Origin of the sequence: Streptomyces spiramyceticus, from assembly GCF_028807635.1 — a bacterium.
GTDB classification, from domain to species: Bacteria; Actinomycetota; Actinomycetes; order Streptomycetales; family Streptomycetaceae; genus Streptomyces; species Streptomyces spiramyceticus.
In genome coordinates, this window is sequence record NZ_JARBAX010000001.1 from 211,319 (window position 1) to 231,429 (window position 20,111).

Annotated in this window: 15 protein-coding genes and 1 pseudogene; 10 read left to right on the plus strand and 6 right to left on the minus strand. The window is 70.0% G+C overall.

What is annotated here, in order from left to right; genetic code table 11:
- The first annotated feature begins 122 nt into the window (after positions 1–122).
- The gene (locus tag PXH83_RS00735) at positions 123–1,256 is read left to right on the plus strand and encodes an NAD(P)-binding domain-containing protein (protein ID WP_274562618.1); all 1,134 of its coding nucleotides are present in this window, start codon (positions 123–125) and stop codon (positions 1,254–1,256) included.
- Between the two features lie 6 nt (positions 1,257–1,262).
- On the opposite strand, the pseudogene mltG reads toward PXH83_RS00735, so the two are convergent.
- Both mltG and PXH83_RS00745 read right to left on the minus strand, forming a co-directional pair.
- A pseudogene (gene mltG, locus PXH83_RS00740) lies at positions 1,263–1,732 on the minus strand (endolytic transglycosylase MltG); the annotation flags it as partial.
- Positions 1,678–3,489: an ABC transporter ATP-binding protein gene (locus PXH83_RS00745; protein ID WP_274555452.1), complete on the minus strand. Its 1,812-nt coding sequence runs from the start codon at positions 3,487–3,489 to the stop codon at positions 1,678–1,680. The gene PXH83_RS00745 and the pseudogene mltG, both read right to left, overlap by 55 nt.
- 114 nt (positions 3,490–3,603) lie before the next feature.
- On the opposite strand from PXH83_RS00745, the gene PXH83_RS00750 reads away from it, so the two are divergent.
- Together PXH83_RS00750 and PXH83_RS00755 are read left to right on the plus strand one after the other, a co-directional pair.
- Positions 3,604–4,059 (plus strand): MarR family winged helix-turn-helix transcriptional regulator, encoded by a 456-nt coding sequence (locus tag PXH83_RS00750; protein WP_274555454.1) that lies wholly within the window; start codon positions 3,604–3,606, stop codon positions 4,057–4,059.
- Between the two features lie 126 nt (positions 4,060–4,185).
- Positions 4,186–5,613, plus strand: a complete 1,428-nt coding sequence (locus PXH83_RS00755; protein ID WP_274555456.1) for a Gfo/Idh/MocA family protein — start codon at positions 4,186–4,188, stop codon at positions 5,611–5,613.
- Positions 5,614–5,660: 47 nt separating this feature from the next.
- On the opposite strand, the gene PXH83_RS00760 is transcribed toward PXH83_RS00755, so the two are convergent.
- Entirely contained in the window at positions 5,661–7,286 is a 1,626-nt protein-coding gene (locus tag PXH83_RS00760) for a peptide-N4-asparagine amidase (RefSeq protein ID WP_274555458.1), read from the minus strand.
- Positions 7,287–7,443: 157 nt separating this feature from the next.
- Between PXH83_RS00760 and PXH83_RS00765 the strand changes: the two genes are divergently transcribed.
- The 3 genes from PXH83_RS00765 to PXH83_RS00775 all read left to right on the plus strand — a co-directional run bounded on the left by PXH83_RS00765 (position 7,444) and on the right by PXH83_RS00775 (position 11,423).
- Positions 7,444–9,315, plus strand: a complete 1,872-nt coding sequence (locus tag PXH83_RS00765; RefSeq protein ID WP_274562619.1) for an ABC transporter transmembrane domain-containing protein — start codon at positions 7,444–7,446, stop codon at positions 9,313–9,315.
- On the plus strand, positions 9,312–11,093 hold the full coding sequence (locus PXH83_RS00770; RefSeq protein ID WP_274555461.1) for an ABC transporter ATP-binding protein: 1,782 nt from the start codon (positions 9,312–9,314) through the stop codon (positions 11,091–11,093). Before PXH83_RS00765 ends, PXH83_RS00770 begins: the two co-directional genes overlap by 4 nt.
- Before the next feature lie 192 nt (positions 11,094–11,285).
- Positions 11,286–11,423 carry a hypothetical protein gene (locus tag PXH83_RS00775; RefSeq protein WP_274555464.1) on the plus strand — a complete coding sequence of 46 codons (138 nt, stop codon included), beginning with the start codon at positions 11,286–11,288 and terminating at the stop codon, positions 11,421–11,423.
- A gap of 35 nt (positions 11,424–11,458) precedes the next feature.
- Here the strand turns inward: PXH83_RS00775 and PXH83_RS00780 are convergent, their stop codons facing one another.
- Positions 11,459–12,250 (minus strand): metal-dependent hydrolase, encoded by a 792-nt coding sequence (locus PXH83_RS00780; RefSeq protein WP_274555466.1) that lies wholly within the window; start codon positions 12,248–12,250, stop codon positions 11,459–11,461.
- A gap of 121 nt (positions 12,251–12,371) precedes the next feature.
- On the opposite strand from PXH83_RS00780, the gene PXH83_RS00785 reads away from it, so the two are divergent.
- From PXH83_RS00785 to PXH83_RS00795, 3 genes are all read left to right on the plus strand, one after another.
- Entirely contained in the window at positions 12,372–14,885 is a 2,514-nt protein-coding gene (locus PXH83_RS00785; RefSeq protein WP_274555468.1) for a DEAD/DEAH box helicase, read from the plus strand.
- A 109-nt stretch (positions 14,886–14,994) separates the two neighbouring features.
- Complete coding sequence (locus tag PXH83_RS00790) at positions 14,995–15,870, plus strand: acyl-CoA thioesterase (RefSeq protein ID WP_274555470.1); 876 nt, start codon at positions 14,995–14,997, stop codon at positions 15,868–15,870.
- A 286-nt stretch (positions 15,871–16,156) separates the two neighbouring features.
- Positions 16,157–16,735 carry a substrate-binding domain-containing protein gene (locus tag PXH83_RS00795; protein WP_274555472.1) on the plus strand — a complete coding sequence of 193 codons (579 nt, stop codon included), beginning with the start codon at positions 16,157–16,159 and terminating at the stop codon, positions 16,733–16,735.
- Positions 16,736–16,769: 34 nt separating this feature from the next.
- Here the strand turns inward: PXH83_RS00795 and PXH83_RS00800 are convergent, their stop codons facing one another.
- Both PXH83_RS00800 and PXH83_RS00805 read right to left on the minus strand, forming a co-directional pair.
- Positions 16,770–17,741 (minus strand): hydroxyacid dehydrogenase, encoded by a 972-nt coding sequence (locus tag PXH83_RS00800; protein WP_274562620.1) that lies wholly within the window; start codon positions 17,739–17,741, stop codon positions 16,770–16,772.
- Positions 17,742–18,117: 376 nt separating this feature from the next.
- Positions 18,118–18,729: a hypothetical protein gene (locus PXH83_RS00805; RefSeq protein ID WP_274555476.1), complete on the minus strand. Its 612-nt coding sequence runs from the start codon at positions 18,727–18,729 to the stop codon at positions 18,118–18,120.
- Positions 18,730–18,919: 190 nt separating this feature from the next.
- Between PXH83_RS00805 and PXH83_RS00810 the strand changes: the two genes are divergently transcribed.
- Positions 18,920–20,107, plus strand: coding sequence for a sensor histidine kinase (locus PXH83_RS00810; RefSeq protein ID WP_274555478.1), 1,188 nt, complete (start codon positions 18,920–18,922; stop codon positions 20,105–20,107).
- Positions 20,108–20,111 lie beyond the last annotated feature (4 nt).

The following is a 20,111-nucleotide window of genomic DNA, read 5'->3' on the forward strand; positions in this document are numbered from 1 at the left end:
ACGCATCCGCGCCCGGTGGGCGCTGTCGATGGACGCTGCTGATGGGCGCTGTCGATGTGCGCTGTCGGTACGGGAAGATCCACGACCTCCGCCCTGTTAGTAGAAATGTGAACAACATCGAGGTGCGGGACGTGGACGTTGTCGTCATCGGCGCTGGGCAGGCGGGGCTGTCGAGCGCCTACCATCTGCGGCGCGCGGGCCTGGAGCCCGGCCGGGACTTCGTGGTGCTCGATCATGCGCCGCACGCGGGTGGCGCATGGCAGTTCCGGTGGCCCACGCTGACGTACGGCAAGGTCCACGGGATGCACGCCCTGCCTGGCATGGAGCTGACCGGCGCCGACTCCGGCCGCCCTTCGGCCGAGGTCATCGGGGAGTACTTCGAGACGTACGAGCGGACCTTCGGGCTGCGCGTTCACCGGCCGGTGGATGTGTGGGCGGTACGCGAGGCAGAGAGCGACGACCGCGAGGGCGACGGCGACGGCGGACGGCTGCGTGTCGAGACGTCGGAGGGTGTGTGGTCCGCCCGCGCTCTGATCAACGCGACAGGCACCTGGGACCGGCCCTTCTGGCCCCGCTACCCGGGCCAGGACACCTTCCACGGGCGGCAGTTGCACACGGCGGATTACCCCGGGCCGCAGGAATTCACCGGTCAGCGGGTGGTCGTCGTGGGCGGCGGGACCTCCGGCGTACAGCATCTAATGGAAATAGCCGAAGTCGCCGCGGAGACCACATGGGTGACGCGGCGGCCGCCGGTCTTCCGCGAGGGGCCGTTCGGCGAGGACCAGGGGCGAGCGGCGGTCGCCATGGTCGACGAGCGGGTACGGCGCGGGCTGCCGCCGCAGAGCGTGGTGTCGGTGACCGGGCTTCCGTTGACCGAGGCGGTCGCGCGGGCGCGTGAGGACGGGGTGCTGGACCGGCTGCCGATGTTCGACCGGATTACGCCGGACGGTGTGGCCTGGGACGACGGCCGGACGGTCGAGGCCGATGTCATCCTGTGGGCGACCGGCTTCCGTGCCGTGATCGGCCACCTGGCACCGCTCAGGCTGCGCGAGCCGGGCGGCGGTATCCGCGTCGAGGGCACGCGCGCGGCGCGGGACGAGCGGGTGCATCTGGTGGGTTACGGGCCTTCGGCCAGCACCATCGGGGCCAACCGGGCGGGGCGGGCGGCGGTGCGCGGGATCATGCGGCTGCTGGAGCGCCGGCCGGAACCGGTGAAGGCGATGGCGGGAGCCAGGGCGGACGCGTCCCGCGTCTGAGGCAGGTCAACCGCCGCTCTTGCTCGCACTCCTGCGATTCGCGTTGAATTCCTTTACGTTCTTCTGCTGTTCGGCGTAGCTGGCGGTGAAGCGGGTGTCCCCCGGCGCGACAGTGACGAAGTAGAGCCAGTTCCCCGGGGGCGGGTTGAGCGTCGCCTCCATCGCCTGCCGGCCGGGGTTGCCGATCGGGGTGGGCGGCAGGCCGGTCTCCTTGTAGGTGTTGTACGGGTTTTTGATCTTTGTGTCCGCGTGGGTGGTGTCGAGGGTCGAGCGGTTCAGCGCGTAGTTGAGCGTCGAGTCCATTTGCAGCGGCATGCCCCGCGCCAGCCGGTTGCTTATGACGCGCGCGACCTTCCCCATGTCCTCGGGGGTGTCGGCCTCGGCCTGCACGATGCTCGCGATGGTCACCGGGGATCCGGGGTCAGGTCGCGGCGGGCGCCAGCCGTGCGTCTCTGCGCACCAGTGCGGCGTACCGCCCGCCCTGCTCCAGGAGCTGCTCGTGCGTGCCCCGCTCGGCGGTCGTCCCGCTGTCGAGGACGACGATCTGGTCGGCGTCCCTGACGGTGGAGAGGCGGTGCGCGATGGTGATGGTCGTGCGTCCCTCGGAGAGCGCGTCGATGGCCTGCTGCACGGCGTGTTCCGTACGGGTGTCGAGGGCGCTCGTCGCCTCGTCGAGGATGAGGACGGGCGGGTCGCGCAGGATGGTGCGGGCGATCGCGAGGCGCTGCTTCTCGCCGCCGGAGAAGCGGTAGCCGCGCTCGCCGACCAGGGTTTCGTACCCGTCGGGCAGTGAGGCGATGTGGTCGTGGATCTGCGCCGCCTCGGCCGCCGCCCGGAGCTCGTCGTCGGTCGCGTCCGGCTTGGCGAAGCGCAGGTTTTCGGCGACGGAGGCGTGGAAGAGGTACGTCTCCTGGGAAACCACGCCGACGGCGCGGGCCAGGGTGCCGAAGTCCAGGTCGCGCACGTCGACGCCGTCGATGGTGACGCCGCCGCCCGTCACGTCGTACAGCCTGGGCACCAGGTAGCTGAGCGTGCTCTTGCCGGACCCGGTGGGTCCGACGACGGCCAGGCTGCCGCCCGCGGGGACCGTGACGTCGATGCCGCTGAGCGTGGGCCCGCTCTTCTCGTCGTACGCGAAGTGGACGTTGTCGAAGCGCACTTCGCCTCGGATCTTCTCCAGCCGGACGGGCTTCTCGGGCTCCGTGATGTCCACCGGCAGATCGAGGTACTCGAAGATCCGGTGGAAGAGGGCGAGGGAGGTCTGCATCTGCACGCCGGTCGACAGGAGGCTCACGGCGGGCCGGAAGAGGCCCTGCTGGAGCGATACGAAGGCGACGAGCGTGCCGAGGGAGACAGCGGCGCCGCCGGTCTGCATGGCCAGGCCCGCGGCCCAGTAGATGACGGCGGGCATCGCGGCCATGACGATGCCGATGGTGGACATCCGCCACCGCCCCGCCATGTTGGAGCGCACTTCGAGGTCGACGAGCCGCTCGGACTCGTCGGCGAAGGACTTGGTGAGCGAGTCGGCGCGGCCCATCGTGCGGCCGAGCAGGATGCCGCTGACGGACAGGGATTCGGTGACGGTGGCGGCCATCGACGCCATCTGTTTCTGCCGCTGCGTGGTGATCTTCTTGCGCTCGCGGCCGACGCGGCGGCTGATCCAGACGAAGACCGGCAGCAGGAGCAGCGAGACGACGGTCAGCCGCCAGTCGAGCGCCAGCATGGCGACGACCGTGGCCACGACCGAGGTCAGGTTGGAGACCAGCGAGGTCGCGGTGGACGTCACCGTCGCCTGCATGCCGCCGATGTCATTGGCGATGCGGGACTGGACCTCGCCGGTGCGGGTCTTGGTGAAGAAGGCGAGCGGCATGCGCTGGAGCTGGGCGTAGACGGCGGTGCGCAGGTCGTGCATGACGCGCTGGCCGACCGTCGTGGAGATCAGGGTCTGGAGTACGCCGAAGACACTCGTCACCACGGCGGTGAGGATCATGCCGAGGGCGAGCAGGCTCAGCAGCCCGGTGCGGCCCTGCGGGATCGCGGTGTCCAGGATCTCGCGGAGCAGGAACGGTGAGGCCACGGAGACGAGGGACGAGGCCGCGACAAGCAGGCCGACGAGGGCCAAGCGGCCCCGGTACGGCCGGAAGAGCCGGAGGATGCGACGCACCTGCGCGGGCTCCTCGGGCTGTGCGGAGTCACGCGGTGGGGGCGTCCAGGAAGATCGATCGGGATGCATGGGCTCCTTCGCCGGGGATGAGTTCGCCAGAGGTGAGATAACGCGGACATTTTGAGAGCGTAGCTCATTGTTACCTATACTCACAATGCACAAAGTCCTGTTATCGTTCCCGGTATGAGCAACTCCGACGCCGACGGCCTGCTGGCCGAGCAGCTGCTGCGACTGACGCGCAGACTCCACCGGATCCAGCGGCAGCAGATGGAGCCGATCGGCATCACCCCGGCGCAGTCCCGACTGCTGCGCACGGTCTCGCACTTCTGCCAGAACCACGAGCAGCCGCCGCGCATGGCCGATCTGGCCCAGCGCCTCGACGTGGTCCCGCGCGCCGTGACCACGCTCGTCGACGGTCTGGAAGCGAGCGACCGGGTGCGCCGCGTGCCCGATCCCACCAACCGCCGGGTGATCAGGATCGAGCTCACCGACACCGGCCGCGCCACTCTGAGGTCGCTGCGCAACGCTCGCCGGGACGCCGCGGAGGACATCCTGGCTCCCCTGACCGCCGAGCAGCGCGAGGTGCTCGGCGGCCTGCTGTCCGCTCTCGTCGACGGGATGCCGGAGCGCCGCTGCTGAGGACGGCGGCGCGGGCGCAGAAGAGTCCATGGGCCCGAAACAAGAGTCCAAGCGGCCCTCTTGCGCATCATCAGTCTCAAATACCAAGGTCCATGCGGAAGTTCATACGCTCTCTCTGGAGGCTCGATGAACGACAGCAGGGACGAAAATCCGGTGAGCCGACGCTCGGTCCTGTGGACCGCCGGTGCGGCCGGCGCCGGGATCGGGCTCGGCGCAGTGGGCACAGGCAGCGCCGCAGCCGCAGCCGCACCGGAATCAGCGGCAGAGGACGCGACTTCGGCCGGGCAGGACGCCCCGAAACGCCAGGGCCGCACGATGGCCGGGGTCCCCTTCGAGCGGCGCAGCCCCGTCCGGGTCGGCATCGTCGGCCTCGGCAACCGCGGCGACAGCATGATCGACCTCTTCCTCGCACTGCCGGCCGTCAAGGTCGTCGCGATCTGCGACCCGGTCAAGGAAAAGACCGAGAAAGCCTCCGCCAAGGTCATAGCGGCCGGGCAGCCCGCGCCCGCCGTCTACACCAAGGGCGAGGACGACTACAAAAATCTCTGCAAACGCACCGATATCGATTTCGTGTACGTCGCGACGCCCTGGGACTCCCACTTCGACATGGCCAAGACCGCCATGCTGGACGGCAAACACGTCGGAGTGGAGTGTCCGATCGCGCTCCAGCTGGACCAGCTCTGGGAACTCGTCGACCTCTCCGAGCGCACCCGACGTCACTGCATGCAGCTGGAGAACTGCTGCTACGGCAAAAACGAGATGCGCGTACTGCGCATGGCACACGCGGGCAAGTTCGGCGACCTGCTGCACGGTGCGGGCGCGTACAACCACGACCTGCGCGGCCTGATGTTCTCCCCCACCTATTACGAGGGCCCCTGGCGCCGCCTGTGGCACACCCGCCTGCGCGGCGATCTCTACCCCAACCACGGCTTCGGCCCGGTCGCCAACTACATGGATCTCAACCGGGGCGACCGCGCCGTGAGCATCACCAGTGTCGGCTCCCCCGCCCTCGGCCTCGCCGAGTACCGCGCCGAACACATGCCGCCCGGCGACCCGAGCTGGAAGGAGTCGTACATCGAGAGCGACCGTACGATCAGCCTCGTCCAGACGGCCAAGGGCCGCGTGATCCGCCTGGAGCACGACGTCTCGACCCCGCACCCGTACAACAGGATCAACAGCCTCGGCGGCACGCGCGGCGTCTTCGAGGACTACCCGTCGCGGATCTACATCGAGCCGGACCACACGAACCACCAGTGGGGCGACTTCTCCAAGTACGCCGCCGAGTTCGACCACTGGCTGTGGAAGGAGCACGCCAATCCGCCCGGCGGCCACGGTGGCATGGACTACATGCTGGTCTTCCGGCTGATGCAGTGCATGCAGCTCGGCCTTGTCCCGGACTTCGACGTGTACGACGCCGCGACCTGGACCTCTCCTGTGCCGCTCAGCCACTTGTCGATCAAGGCGAAGGGGATGCCGCAGCAGATCCCGGACTTCACCCGGGGTGAGTGGAAGAAGTCCCGCCCCGGCATGGACTCCGAGAAGCCGAAGCCGTAGTCAGGCAGCAAAGCCGGGCCCGGCCCTGTGGGGCCGGGCCCCGTCTTTCAGCAGTGCAGCCGGTCCTCCGTCACCGTCCCCTGGACCGTCCTCAGGCTCCGGTCGTAGCACCCGGCCGATCCCTGGAGCCGGTAGCGCTCGCTCGTCGCGGCGACCGCGTGCCGCTGGTCGCGCGGGACGTTCGCCGTGTACGTCGCGTCGCCCTCGTACGCGTCGTCGAACCGCGACCACGACACCCGCTTGCCACCCCGCAGGACGCCGGTGTCGGCCCGGTCCCCGAGCGCCAGCACCGTCCGCAGCCGGTCGCCCGCGCCCAGCGTCGTCGTACCGTCCATCGTGTACGTACGGTGGGCGCGCACAGCACGGGCGGGCCCGCGCCCGTCGGTGGTGACCGTCTCGTCGTCCGTCCACTTCCCCTTGAGCGCGTCGAGGTTCTCGCCCTCGGTCCAGCGGTGGAGGGACGTGTTGGCGAGCGTGCGGTCGACGGTGGTCCGGATGCGCCCGTGCGAGGTGTTCACGTATCCGGAGACGGTGAACCGGTGACCGCCCGTGGTGTCGAGCCGGTGTTCAGAACCGGCCGTGTACGTCGTGGAGTTGACCGGCACGCCGTTCTGGTGCCCGGTCAGCGCGCCCGTGACGACCTCGCGGCCCTCGTCCTGCCAGACCAGCACATTGACGGGCGTGCTCCAGCCGGTCTGCCCCTCGGGAACACCGACGACGGACACCTCGACGCGGTGCGGGCGGCCGTCGTTGAGCCTGCCCGCGAAGGGCGTCAGGTCGTACTGAATCGGTTTGATGTCGAAGGCGCGCGGGCCCGGGATCACGTACCAGAGGAAGGGGTTGGACCAGCCGCCCGTCCAGACCGTCGGGAACGGCGCGGCGATTCCCGCGAGTTGTCCGTCGACCTTGATCTGGACCTCGCGGTAGGGGCCGCCCGGCGTCTTGCAGGAGTACGGCGCCTCTTCGGGTACGGACAGGTACCAGTACTCCTCGCAGCCGCCGCCCGAGCCCGTCGCGTACACCTCGGCGAGTATGCGCTCGGAGTTGCGCGGGGTGGTGAGCGAGTCGCCGTCGAGGGTGAGGACGCGGTCCGGGGGCGCGGCGGGTTTGGTGCGGCCCTCGGTGGCGTAAAAGGTCAGTTTCGCCTTGACGTCGATGACCCCGGTGTACGTCTCGTTGACGACATTGCCGATGAGCATCTCGACGGGCTGCTCGCGGCGCAGTGTGTCGCTGTAGCGCGTGACGTCCTTCTCGACCGACCAGGTGATGCCGTCGGGCGAGGGCTGCGGAGTGGACGTGCGGAGCACCTCGACACCGCCGATGTGGAGGTAGCCGAGGCGGTCGTACTGCCGCCCGGCGACCTTGCCCTCCAGGCGGAGCACGACCTTGCTCCACCGGTCGCCGCATCCCTTCGGGGGTGCGTAGCCGCCCTTGAACGGCGTGAAATCGCGGAACTGCACCTCTGCGACCGTCACTTGGCAGGAGCGCGTGTCCGGGACCTCGACGGGCGGTGCGGCGGTGACGGGATCGTGCCAGTCCCTGCCGAACTCGGCGGGCGGCTCGTCACCGGCGGCCGCAGTCACGGTTGCCGCGCCCGCCTGGCCTGCGCCGAACACCGATCCCGCGGCCAGGGCCAGGCCCGCGAGCATGCTCATGACTCTTCGTCGTCTCATGCGTCAGGAGTGAAGCGTGGGACCGCCGTGAGCGCCAGAGCGAGTTGATGGATCTTGGCGCGTTCTGTGTCCTGGCGCCCATAAATCGATTGTGTTGTGCAGTGGAAAAAGGTGAGCCTTGCACGGTTTCAGCCAACACACCGAGCCGTGGGACGTCATGCAGATTCGCGATCTTCCGTATCCCGATCCGGGCGTCCCCGACGTACGGTCCGGACCCCGATTCCTGCTGTGGATCGGGCGCAACCAGCTCGGCGGGCAGCTCAAGTCGATGTCCTGGGGACTGCTGCACCAGTGCGGCGTCGCCGGTCTCCCGCTGGGCGTGGGCCTCGCCGTACAGGCCGTGGTGGACGGATCCGGCAGAGGCCTCGCGCTCGCCGCCGGGCTGATCGCCCTGCTGGGCGTGGCCGTCGTCGTCGGCGACACCATGCTGCACAGGACCGCCGTCACCAACTGGATCACCGCTGCGGCGCGCGTGCAGCAGCTGCTGGCCCGCAAGACCGCGGAGCTGGGCTCGGCCCTGACCCGCAGAGTCGCTGCGGGCGAGGTCGTCGCTGTCTCCACCGGCGACGTCGAGAAGATCGGCTGGTTCGTCGAGGCGCTCTCACGCTTCGCCGCCGCAGCCGTCGCGCTCGTCGTCGTCTGCACGGGTCTGTTGATCTACCAGCCCGCGCTCGGCATCGTCGTGGCGATCGGTGTGCCCGTACTGGCGCTGGCCGTGCTGCCGTTGCTGCCGGCGGCGACCCGGCGGGCCGACACCCAGCGCGAGCTGGCGGGCAAGGCCACCGAGCTGGCCTCCGACACCGTCGCCGGACTGCGCGTACTGCGCGGCATCGGCGGCGAGGAGCTGTTCCTCGGCCGTTACCGCCGCGCCTCGCAGGAAGTACGCAAGGCGGCCGTGCGCAGCGCCCGCATGTGGTCGCTGATCTCCGCGATCCAGGTGCTGCTGCCCGGTCTGCTGCTGATCACGGTCGTCCTGTACGGCGCGAAGCTCACGCTCGACGGGAAGGTCACGGTGGGGGAACTGGTCACCGTGTACAGCGCGGTGACGCTGTTGCTCTACCCGTTGGGGCACTTCGAGGAGATCGCCATGGCGTACTCCTTCTCGCGTCCTTCGGCGAAGCGGGCCGCGCGGGTGCTGTCGCTGGAACGCACGGCGTCCGCGACGGGCGGCGAGGCCGGGGCGGAGTCCGGCGTCGTGGCTCCGAGCGGTGACCTGTACGACCCGGCCTCCGGGCTGCTCGCACCCGCGGGCCGCTTCACCGCCGTGGTGTGCGGCGACCCCGACGTGGCGGGCCGGCTCGCGGAGCGGCTCGGTGGGCACCCCACGACGGACACCACGGCCGACACCACGGCAGAAATCACGGCGGACACCGGCGAGAAGTCGCCCTCGGTGCTGCTCGGCGGAGTGGCGCTCGACGAGCTGCCGCTGAGCGCCGCGCGGACCGCCGTCCTTGTCCAGGACAAAGACCCGGTGCTGCTGTCCGGCACCCTCAGCGACCTGTTCGACGTGCCCGCTTCGGGCAAGGTCGCCGCCTCGAACGCGCTGGACGCGGCCCAGTGCGACGACGTACTGGCCGCGCTCGCCCAGGCGTCGGCCGACGACGGTGACGGCGACCCGATGCGTACCCGGATCACCGAGCGCGGGCGCTCGCTGTCCGGCGGGCAGCGGCAGCGCCTCGCCCTGGCCCGTTCGCTGGTGACCGACCCGCAGGTCCTCGTCCTGGACGAGCCGACCTCCGCCGTCGATTCGCACACCGAAGCGCGGGTCGCCGCAGGGGTGAAGAAGCTGCGGAGTGGACGTACGACGGTTGTCTTCGCGTCGTCGCCGTTGCTGCTCGACCAGGCCGACCGGGTGGTGCTCGTCCACGAGGGCGAGGTCGCAGCGGTGGGCGTGCACCGCGAGCTGCTGCACAGCGAACCGCGTTACCGGGCGGTCGTCACCCGCGAGACCGAGGAAGAAATCGCGCGGGCACTGGCGCTCCGGGAGCAACTTCACGAGGAACTTCAAGAAATCGAGGAATCGGCATGATCGGCGTGGCGCCACCGTCCTACGACCCGGCCGCACCGGAGTCGGCGACGACCCTGCCCGTCGGCAGTCCCGCGACCGTGCGGACCTATGTGCGCGAGCTGATGAGACGTCACCGCAAGGCTTTCGCGGTGCTCGTGTCGTTCAACGCGATCGCGGTCGTCGCCTCGATGGCAGGCCCGTACCTGTTGGGCTCGCTCGTCGAGGACCTGGCGACCGGGGCGCGCGAGCTCCATCTGGAGCGCCTTGTGGCCGTGTTCACGATCGCCCTCGTCGTCCAGACCGTCTTCACCCGGCAGATGCGGCTGCGCGCCGCGATGCTCGGCGAGGAGATGCTGGCAGACCTGCGTGAGGACTTCCTCGTACGCTCCGTCGGTCTGCCGCCGGGTGTACTGGAGCGGGCCGGCACCGGCGATCTGCTGTCGCGCATCACCACCGACATCGACCGGCTGGCGAACGCGATGCGCGAGGCCGTGCCGCAGCTCGCCATCGGTGTGGTGTGGGCCGGGCTGCTGATCGGCGGCCTCGTCGTCACCGCGCCGCCGCTGGCCCTGGCCGTCCTGGTTGCCGTTCCCGTCCTCGTCATCGGCTGCCGCTGGTACTTCAGGCGGGCCCCTTCGGCGTACCGCTCCGAGGCGGCGGGCTATGCGGCGGTCGCGGCGATGCTCGCCGAGACGGTCGACGCGGGCCGGACGATCGAGGCGCACCGCCTCGGCGGCCGCCGGGTGGCGCTGTCCGAGCAGCGGGTCAGGGAGTGGACGACATGGGAGCGGTACACGCTGTGGCTGCGGTCCGTGCTCTTCCCCGTCATCAACGTCACGCACATCACGATCCTGTGCTCCGTGGTGCTGATCGGCGGCGTCTTCGTCCTGGAGGGCTGGATCAATGTCGGCCAGCTGACGACGGGCGCCCTGCTGGCGCAGATGCTGGTGGACCCCGTCAACCTCATCCTGCGCTGGTACGACGAGCTCCAGGTGGCCCAGGTTTCGCTGGCCCGCCTCGTCGGCGTACGGGAGATCGAGCCGGACGCCGGTGATACGCGGGTCGCGCCCGACGGGCGTACGGTGCGGGCCGACGCGGTGCACTTCGGGTACCGGGCGGACGTCGACGTACTGCACAGGGTGACGCTGGACGTCGCACCCGGAACGCGGCTCGCCCTGGTCGGCCCTTCCGGCGCGGGCAAGTCGACGCTGGGGCGGCTGCTGGCCGGGATCTACGCGCCGCGCACGGGTGAAGTGACGCTGGGCGGGGCGGAGTTGTCGCAGATGCCTGCCGAGCGGGTGCGCGAGCACGTGGCGCTGGTCAACCAGGAGCACCACGTCTTCGTGGGCTCCCTGCGCGACAACGTGCTGCTGGCCCGCACGGGCGCGGACGACGCGGAGTTGTGGGCGGCGCTGGGCGCGGTGGACGCGGACGGCTGGGCACGGGCGCTGGACGACGGCCTCGACACCGAGGTCGGCTCGGGCGGCCATGCGCTCACCCCGGCACAGGCGCAGCAGATCGCGCTGGCCCGGCTCGTGCTGGCCGACCCGCACACGCTGGTGCTGGACGAGGCGACGTCGCTGCTCGACCCGCGGGCCGCGCGCCATCTGGAGCGGTCGCTGGCGCGGGTGCTCGACGGCCGTACGGTCGTGGCGATCGCGCACCGGCTGCACACCGCGCACGACGCGGATGTGATCGCGGTGGTCGAGGGCGGCCGGATCAGCGAGCTGGGGAGCCACGACGACCTGGTGGCGGCGGAGGGGGCGTACGCGGCGCTCTGGCGGTCCTGGCACGGATAGCGACTACCGGGCGGGCGGCGCGTCACCCCGTAACCGAGAGAGATCGACCATTTCTCTCAGTTATTGCGATGGCCATCGTCGCCCACCCCGTCGCCGAAGTGAACGTACACCGAGACCCTCCGGCTCCTGGAAAAAGCGTGGAGGGACGGAGATGAGACGGCATTCGGCGAGTCGTTCCTGACCATGAAGGCCATGAGGGAGATCGCCGTGCAGCTGATGCAGATCAAGCGTCCGGACGGCGAGGACATTGCCACGTACGGGCCCGAGTTCCTCGGCCACGTAACGGGCCAGAGTTCCTCGTCGTCTGATTCACCGCCCCACTCTCCGTGAGGACGCGGCGCCGAGCCCGAGGGCCCGGCGCCGGATCAGATGAAGTTCAGCGCCGCAGCGCCGCCCACCCCCCCGAGCAGCATGAACGCCGGCATCAGCACCTTCAGCTCCACCCAGCTGCCGGCGCGGAAGCGGATCGCCTTCGGCGGGCCGATCGGGTACCAGCGCTTGCGGCCCACCGGGATCGGCCACAGGATCGGGCAGCCCGAGACGGTGAGCGCGTCGCCGATGTCGTGCACCAGGGCGCCGAGGACGATCGGCAGGCCGAGCCACAGGTACTCCTGGCCGTCACCCGTGAACAGCCAGTCGGCGCCGTTGCCCGGTTTGTCCAGTACGCCCGCCAGGATCCATGCGCTGGTCGCGCCGAGCAGCCACACCAGGACGTCGCTGGACACCCGGGCGGCCCGCCACAGCAAGCCCTCCACCGCCAGGACGAGGTGGATGAAGAGGAGCACCAGGACGGCCCAGCGCCCGCCGGTGTACGCCACGGCCGATGCGCCGGCGCCGATCATGACCGCCCACAGCCAGGTGTGGGTGAGCGTGCGGTGGCCGCCGGTCCTGCGGGCGTCGCCGGGCTTTTTGGTCGCCTTGTAGACGGCGTACGACAGCTTGTCGACGATCTCGCACAGGCCCTTCGATACGGGGCCGAAGGCACGCGAGATGGTCGCGGACTTGTGGTCGAGGTCGGGTGCGAGCGCCGCGCCCGCACAGATCAGCGCTCCGACGACGAGTACGGGCCAGGGCATCGGATGGCCCGCGGCGGCCGCCGCCGCCCCCACCCCCAGCCAGGCCGCTGCTCCTGACAGTGAGTGTGCCGGTCCCATCATGATTGTTCCCGCCCCATTTGCTCTTGTGCTGTGGCCCAGTTGACACGGCAGCGTATCGCCCGTGATCTTCGTACGGCCGTCCGGTTCCCTCTTGAAGGGGGAAGCCAGGCAAGATGGGGGTGTGACCCTTATCGATCAGCTGCCTCCGTCCGCCGACCCCGATGCCCTCTTCGAGGCTTTCTCCGCATGGGCCGAGGGCCAGGGCATCAGCCTCTACCCCGCCCAGGAGGAGGCACTGATCGAGGTGGTCTCGGGTGCGAATGTGATCTTGTCCACCCCCACGGGCTCCGGAAAGAGCCTGGTCGCGGCGGGTGCGCACTTCACCGCGCTGGCTCAGGACAAGGTCACCTTCTACACCGCGCCGATCAAGGCCCTGGTCTCGGAGAAGTTCTTCGACCTGTGCAAGCTCTTCGGTACGGAGAACGTCGGGATGCTGACGGGCGACGCCTCCGTCAACGCCGACGCCCCGGTCATCTGCTGCACCGCCGAAGTGCTGGCGTCCATCGCGCTGCGCGACGGAAAGCACGCCGACATCGGCCAGGTCGTGATGGACGAGTTCCACTTCTATGCGGAGCAGGACCGCGGCTGGGCCTGGCAGATTCCGCTGCTGGAGCTTCCGCAGGCGCAGTTCGTCCTGATGTCGGCGACACTCGGCGATGTCTCGATGTTCGAGAAGGATCTGACCCGGCGTACGGGCCGCCCGACCTCGGTCGTGCGCTCCGCGACCCGGCCGGTCCCGCTGTCGTACGAGTACCGCCTCACGCCCATCACGGAGACGCTGACCGAGCTCCTGGAGACCAAGCAGGCTCCGGTCTACATCGTGCACTTCACGCAGGCGGCGGCCGTCGAGCGGGCGCAGTCGCTGATGAGCATCAACATGTGCTCGCGCGAGGAGAAGGACCAGATCGCCGACCTGATCGGCAGCTTCCGCTTCACCACGAAATTCGGCAAGAACCTCTCGCGGTACGTCCGCCACGGGATCGGTGTGCACCACGCGGGCATGCTTCCCAAGTACCGCCGCCTGGTGGAAAAGCTCGCGCAGGCCGGTCTGCTGAAGGTCATCTGCGGTACGGACACGCTGGGTGTCGGCGTCAATGTGCCCATCCGCACGGTCCTGTTCACCGCGCTGACGAAGTACGACGGCACGCGGGTACGTACGCTCCGCGCCCGGGAGTTCCACCAGATCGCGGGCCGCGCGGGCCGGGCCGGGTTCGACACGGCGGGCTTCGTCGTCGCGCAGGCGCCCGAGCACGTCGTCGAGAACGAGAAGGCGCTCGCGAAGGCGGGCGACGACCCGAAGAAGCGCCGCAAGGTGGTCCGCAAGAAGGCACCGGAGGGCTTCGTCGCCTGGTCGGACACCACCTTCGAGAAGCTCATCAAGTCCGACCCCGAGCCGCTGACTTCGCGCTTCCGGGTCACGCACACCATGCTGCTCTCGGTCATCGCCCGCCCCGGCAATGCCTTCGAGGCGATGCGCCGCCTCCTGGAGGACAACCACGAGCCGCGCAAGGCGCAGCTGCGGCACATCCGCCGGGCCATCGCCATCTACCGCTCGCTGCTCGACGGCGGTGTCGTGGAGCAGCTGAAGACGCCGGACGCCGAGGGCCGGATCGTACGGCTGACGGTCGATCTGCAGCAGGACTTCGCGCTCAACCAGCCGCTGTCGACGTTCGCACTGGCCGCGTTCGATCTGCTGGACCCGGATTCTCCGTCGTACGCCCTGGACATGGTGTCCGTGGTCGAGTCCACGCTCGACGACCCGCGCCAGATCCTCGCCGCCCAGCAGAACAAGGCGCGCGGCGAGGCGGTCGGCCAGATGAAGGCGGACGGCGTCGAGTACGAGGAGCGGATGGAGCGGCTCCAGGACGTGATGTATCCGAAGCCGCTGGACGAGCTGCTGTGGCACGCGTACAACGTGTACCGCAAGAGCCACCCGTGGGTCGGTGACCATCCGGTGTCGCCGAAGTCCGTGATCCGCGACATGTACGAGCGGGCCATGACCTTCGCCGAGTTCACCTCGCACTACGAACTCGCCCGCACCGAGGGCATTGTGCTGCGCTACCTCGCGGGCGCGTACAAGGCTCTTGAGCACACCATTCCCGACGATCTCAAGTCGGAGGACCTCGAAGACCTCATCGCGTGGCTCGGCGAGCTGGTCCGCCAGGTCGACTCCAGCCTCCTCGACGAGTGGGAGCAGCTCGCGAACCCCGAGGTGGAGACGGCCGAGCAGGCGCAGGAGCGCGCCGACCAGGTCAAGCCGGTCACGGCCAACTCGCGGGCCTTCCGGGTGCTCGTACGCAATGCCATGTTCCGCCGGGTCGAGCTGGCGGCACTGGACCACGTCCGCGAGCTGGGCGAGATGGACGGCGAGTCCGGCTGGGACGAGGACGCGTGGGGCGAGGCCATGGACGCGTACTGGGACGAGTACGAGGACCTGGGCACCGGGCCGGACGCGCGCGGGCCCAAGCTGCTGATGATCGAGGAGGACGGCGAGCACGGCCTGTGGCGCGTCCGCCAGACGTTCGCCGACCCGAACAGCGACCATGACTGGGGTATCAGTGCCGAGGTCGATCTCGTGGCCTCCGACGAGGAGGGGCGGGCGGTCGTCCGCGTCACCTCTGTCGGTCAGCTCTAGAAGCGCAGGCTCTGGAAGCGCCGACTCTGGAAGCGCCGACTCTGGAAACATCGGCTCTGGAAACATCAGCAGTAACAGCGTCTGCGGTAGAACCAAGGAGAAGCTCCCGGTGACGACGAATCCCGCCGAACGGCTCGTTGATCTGCTCGACCTGGAGCAGATCGAGGTCAACATCTTCCGCGGCCGCAGCCCGCAGGAGTCCCTGCAACGGGTCTTCGGCGGGCAGGTCGCCGGCCAGGCCCTGGTCGCGGCCGGCCGTACGACCGAGGGCGAACGGCCCGTGCACTCGCTGCACGCCTACTTCCTGCGGCCGGGCCACCCCGGTGTGCCGATCGTCTACCAGGTGGAGCGGGTGCGGGACGGGCGTTCCTTCACGACCCGCCGGGTCACGGCCGTCCAGCAGGGCCGCACGATCTTCAACCTCACCGCCTCCTTCCACCAGCCGGAGGAGGCCGCCTTCGAGCACCAGCTGCCGCCGCGTCTGGAGTTCCCGGAGCCGGATTCGCTGCCGAAGGTCGTCGACGAGATCCGTGAGCACCTCGGGACGCTGCCCGAGTCTCTGGAGCGGATGGCGCGGCGCCAGCCGTTCGACATCCGGTACGTCGACCGGCTGCGCTGGACGACCGAGCAGGTCAAGGAAGCGGATCCGCGCAGCGCCGTGTGGATGCGGGCGGTCGGACCGCTGGGCGACGACCAGCTCGTGCATACGTGCGCGCTGGCGTACGCGAGCGACATGACGCTGCTCGACGCGGTCCGTATCCCGATCGAGCCGCTGTGGGGGCCGCGCAATTTCGACATCGCGTCGCTGGACCACGCGATGTGGTTCCACCGGCCTTTCCGGGCGGACGAGTGGTTCCTGTACGACCAGGAGTCTCCCATCGCGACCGGCGCCCGGGGACTGGCGCGCGGCCGCATCTACGACCGTGCGGGCAATCTGCTCGTCTCCGTGGTGCAGGAAGGCCTGTTCCGCCGACTGCCGGCGTGAGTGCGCTCACTGCCAGACGCGGATCCAGTCGACGTACATCGTCGAGCGGTGATTGAGCGGCGCCTTCGTCACATCGCCCTCGGTTCGCCCTGGGCCGCCCTCCGCGCGTACCCGACCGGCGCAGGATCATCGGCGTACTCGTGCCGGACACCGCGCTGTACCACCCTCGCGTCCTCCAGGGCATCCAGGAGGTGCTGGCCGAGGCGGGTGCCCAGTTCGTGCTGGCTGCTCGTACTACGACCCGAAGGCGGAGGACGCGGCGATCGCCGAACTGCTCGCGGCCGGGGTGCACGGGCTGCTGCTGGTGCCCGGCCTGCACGCCTCCGACGACCCGGCGCGGCGTACGGACGAACTCCTGCATCTGCCCGTTCCCGCGGTGCTGGTGGAGCGGCGGCTGACGGCCGCGGGCCCGGGCGATCCGACGGAGCACGTCTGCACGGACCATGAGGGCGGCGCGTACGACGCCGTACGGCACCTGCTGTCCCTTGGCCATCAGCGCCTCGCGCTGGTCACGCGTGTCGACGCGCCGACCGCCGCGCCCGTCCGGACCGGATTCGCCCGGGCCGTCGCCGACTTCGCCCTGCCGGAGCCGGTGTACGACAGTGCGCCGATGGACGCGTGGAGCCCGGAGCGGGCCGACGCGACGGTGGCGAAGTTCGTGGCGGCGGGCGTCACGGGCGCCCTGTGCTTCGGCGACCGGGAGGCCGCGCTGGTGCAGTCGGCGGCGCGGCGGGCCGGGCTGGGCGTGCCTGAGGATCTCGCGATGGTGAGTTACGACAACGAGTTCGCGGACGTGGCGGAGATCCCGCCGCCTGAGCAAGGACCGTGCGGGTGCCTGCGGCGCTTTTTCCCGGGTGCGGAATGAAGCCCACCGCAGGCGACCCGCACCGTCCCCGCGGTCAAGCGATGCGCGGCAAGTCCTCCGCCCGTACCTCCCCCACCAGCGCATCGCCCGCCGCGAATCGCTCCACCTCCGCGACCGCGAACGCGCCCAGCAGCCGCACCTCCGTACCCATCGCCCCCGCGACATGCGGCGTGACCAGCACATTCGGCAGGGTCAGCAACACGTGCCCCGGCGGCAGCGGTTCCGGGTCGGTGACGTCGAGTACCGCGTCGATGCGGCCGGCCGCGCAGTGCTCCGCCAGCGCCTCGGTGTCCACGAGCCCGCCGCGCGCCGTATTGATGAGCACCGCACCGTCCCGCAGCAGCCCGAGCGCCCGCGCGTCGATGAGATGCCGGGTCCCGGGCAGCAGCGGCGCGTGCAGCGACACGATGTCCGAGGCCGTCAACAGCGCGTCCAGGCCGACCAGTTCAGCGCCGAGCGCATCCGCCTCCGCCGCCCCCAGATACGGGTCGTGCACCAGCAACCGGACCCCCGCCCCGGCCAGCCGCCCCAGCACCAGCCGCCCGATCTTCGAGGCCCCGATGACTCCGACCGTACGGTCGAGGAGGCCGGTCGTCGGGGACACCGTCAAGTCCTGGGGCCGGCCCGCCCGGTACTCCCCCGCCGCACGGAACACCCGTTTGGCGGACAGGTGGATCGCGGCGACCGTGTACGCGGCGACCGGAGCCGCGTTGGCGGGCGCGGCGGACGAGACGGTGATGCCGCGCTCCCAGACCGCGGGGGCAAGCACCTGCTTGACCGAGCCCGCCGCGTGCATGACGGCCCTCAGCCGCGGTGCGTCGGCGAGCACGCCCGCGTCGACCACCGGGCAGCCCCACCCCGAGATCAGCACATCCGCACGGGCCAGCGCCTTGCGCGCCTCCGGCCGCCCGAAATCGTCGACCACAAGGTCCGGTACGTCGCAGACCGCGGCCAGCCGCGCCCGTACGCCGTCGGGGAGAGCCAGCGCGGCCACGTCCTGGCGCATGGCGATGAGAGCCGTAAGTCGAGGTGACACAGTCGACACAGTGCGGTTTGCCTTTCCATTGCCGGCTACTTGCCGGATCTGAGCGTCATGCCCTCGATGATGCGGCCGCCGAGCCAGACGTACAGCGTGACAAGCGGCAGGACGACCACCGCGATGCCCGCGAAGAGACGTGCTCCCCGCCACACCACCGCATCCGGTCGGCCCGAGAGCGAGCGCGCCGGCCGCGCTCATGGCCGCGGTCCGGCGCATCCAACCGTCTGTTCATCGCCCTGCTCCTCAACACCGTCGTTGGCTGTTGAGCGGCAGGTTTACAGACACTTCGAGAGTGCAATCAATAAGCACTCTGCGAATTGATGCCGAAACTCTCCCCGATTGCTTACTTCGCGGAAGGGTTCTCCGGCAGGACGTGCTCGACCTTGAAGTTGCCGCTCTCGACCGTCTCGTACGGCGCCGCGCTCAGGCACTTCGGCACGTTCATCGTGTCGATGCTGCCCACGGCCCAGCTGTAGCCGACGCGGTCGCGCTTGCCGCTGTCCAGGACGGTGAAGCCGACGCGCTTGCCGACGATTCCGGCGGGGTGGTCGGAGCGCGTGATGATGCCTGTGGCGGTGGCGACCGGGCCGCCGGTCAGCAGGCAGTCGATGCGCCCTTCGGCGTACGCGCCCTGCTTGCCGTCGGCGGTGTAGTGGCTGAAGCGGAAGGTGCCGCGCGAGGTGCCTGCGGGGGCGTCCGGCTCGTCGGGCTCGGCGGGAGCGAAGCCGTGGGCGTCGAAGGAGAAGTTCACGCGCTGGCCGTCCTTGCGGTACATCTTGGCGGAGCCGGTGAGGCTGGACTCCTTCGGCGCTTTCTTCGCCTGGGTCTGCGCTTGCGGATTGGCGTGGGCTTCGCCCGACGCCGAAGCATTGGCGGAGGCTGCGAGGCCACCGATGGCGGCCAGTGCGGCGAGGCTTGCGACGGCCGTACGGATCGCGGTGCTGCTGCGCAACATGATGAACTCCCGTTTCTCTGCGGCAGGTTGAGCCGCTGTTCGGTGTGGCATCAGCTTCCGCCGCCGGGGCCGGACGCGACCATCGGCCGATCGGGAGATCCACAACGCGGCCCGGCCGGCCTCTATGCCGTTCGGCAGAGGCGGCCGGACCGGCCCGGACCATAGGGTCGTAGACGTGAAGATCATGGGCATGGCACGCAGGGACCGTGTCGTCATAGGCCTCGTGACCGCCGCCTGGTGCGTCGCGGCCCTCGCTCTGGGCGCCGGGCCCGCACCGGCGCTCGCAGCCGTCGGTATCGCGCTCGGCGCGGCCGGATGTTGGCCGCGCTCACGCCGGTGGGCCGGGGTTGCCGCGGGCGCTGCCGGAGCCCTGCTCCTCGTAGCCACGTTCGTCTGGCAGGGACACGGCACACGTACGGGCTCGGTGTGGCAACTCGTCGCAGCAGCAGCGGCGTTGATGCTGCTGACAGCCGCCGCACGCTGGGCGCCGCGCCCGCAGCTCCTCGTCGGCGGCGGCCTCGCCGCCACGGCAGTCGCCCTGTGGACGCTTCCGCTCGTGCCGTCCGCGTCCTTCTTCGAGTACGTCGGCCTGGCGGCCTTCTGGACGGTGCCCGTGATCGGTGCGCTCGTGGTCGGCGGCTACCCGCGCTCGATGGAACGCCGCAGGCACCTGGCCGTTGTCGCCGCCCGCCGCGCCCAGCAGCTCGAACTCGCCCACGACCTCCACGACTTCGTCGCCCACGACGTCAGCGGCATCGTCGTCCAGGCCCAGGCGGCCCGTTTCGTGGCGCAGAACGACCCGGCGGCGGCCACCCTGGCACTGGAGCGGATCGAGCGGGCGGGGCTCGCGGCCCTGGCATCGATCGACCGTACGGTACGCATGCTGCACACGGCGGAGGAATCCGGCGAAGACATACCGCCGGCCGGCGCCCGTACAGCACTCCCCGGAACGGACCAACTCGCCATCCTCATAGACCGGTTCAGCGATACGGGTCGCACCCGCGCCCGCCTCGACATCGCACCCGGCGCAGCCGAGGCGCTCTCCCGCGAGGGCGCCGCGACCGTCCACCGGATCGTGGTGGAGGCGCTGACCAACGTCCGCCGGCACGCACCAGGAGCGGCCGAGGTGGAGGTCGCGCTCACCACGGACCGTACGAGCGTCGAGGTGAAGGTCATCAACGACGGCGGCCGCACCCGCCTCTCATCTCTGCCTCCCCTCCCCCGCTTCGAACACGGAGGCAGCGGAGGCACCGGCCTGCCGGCCCTGGCCGAGCGCGTCCGAGCGTCAGGAGGCACGTTCAACTGGGGTCCGCACCAAGGGGGTTGGCGGGTCAGGGCGACCCTCCCCGCCACCGAAACGGAGGCCACGGCATCATGATCCT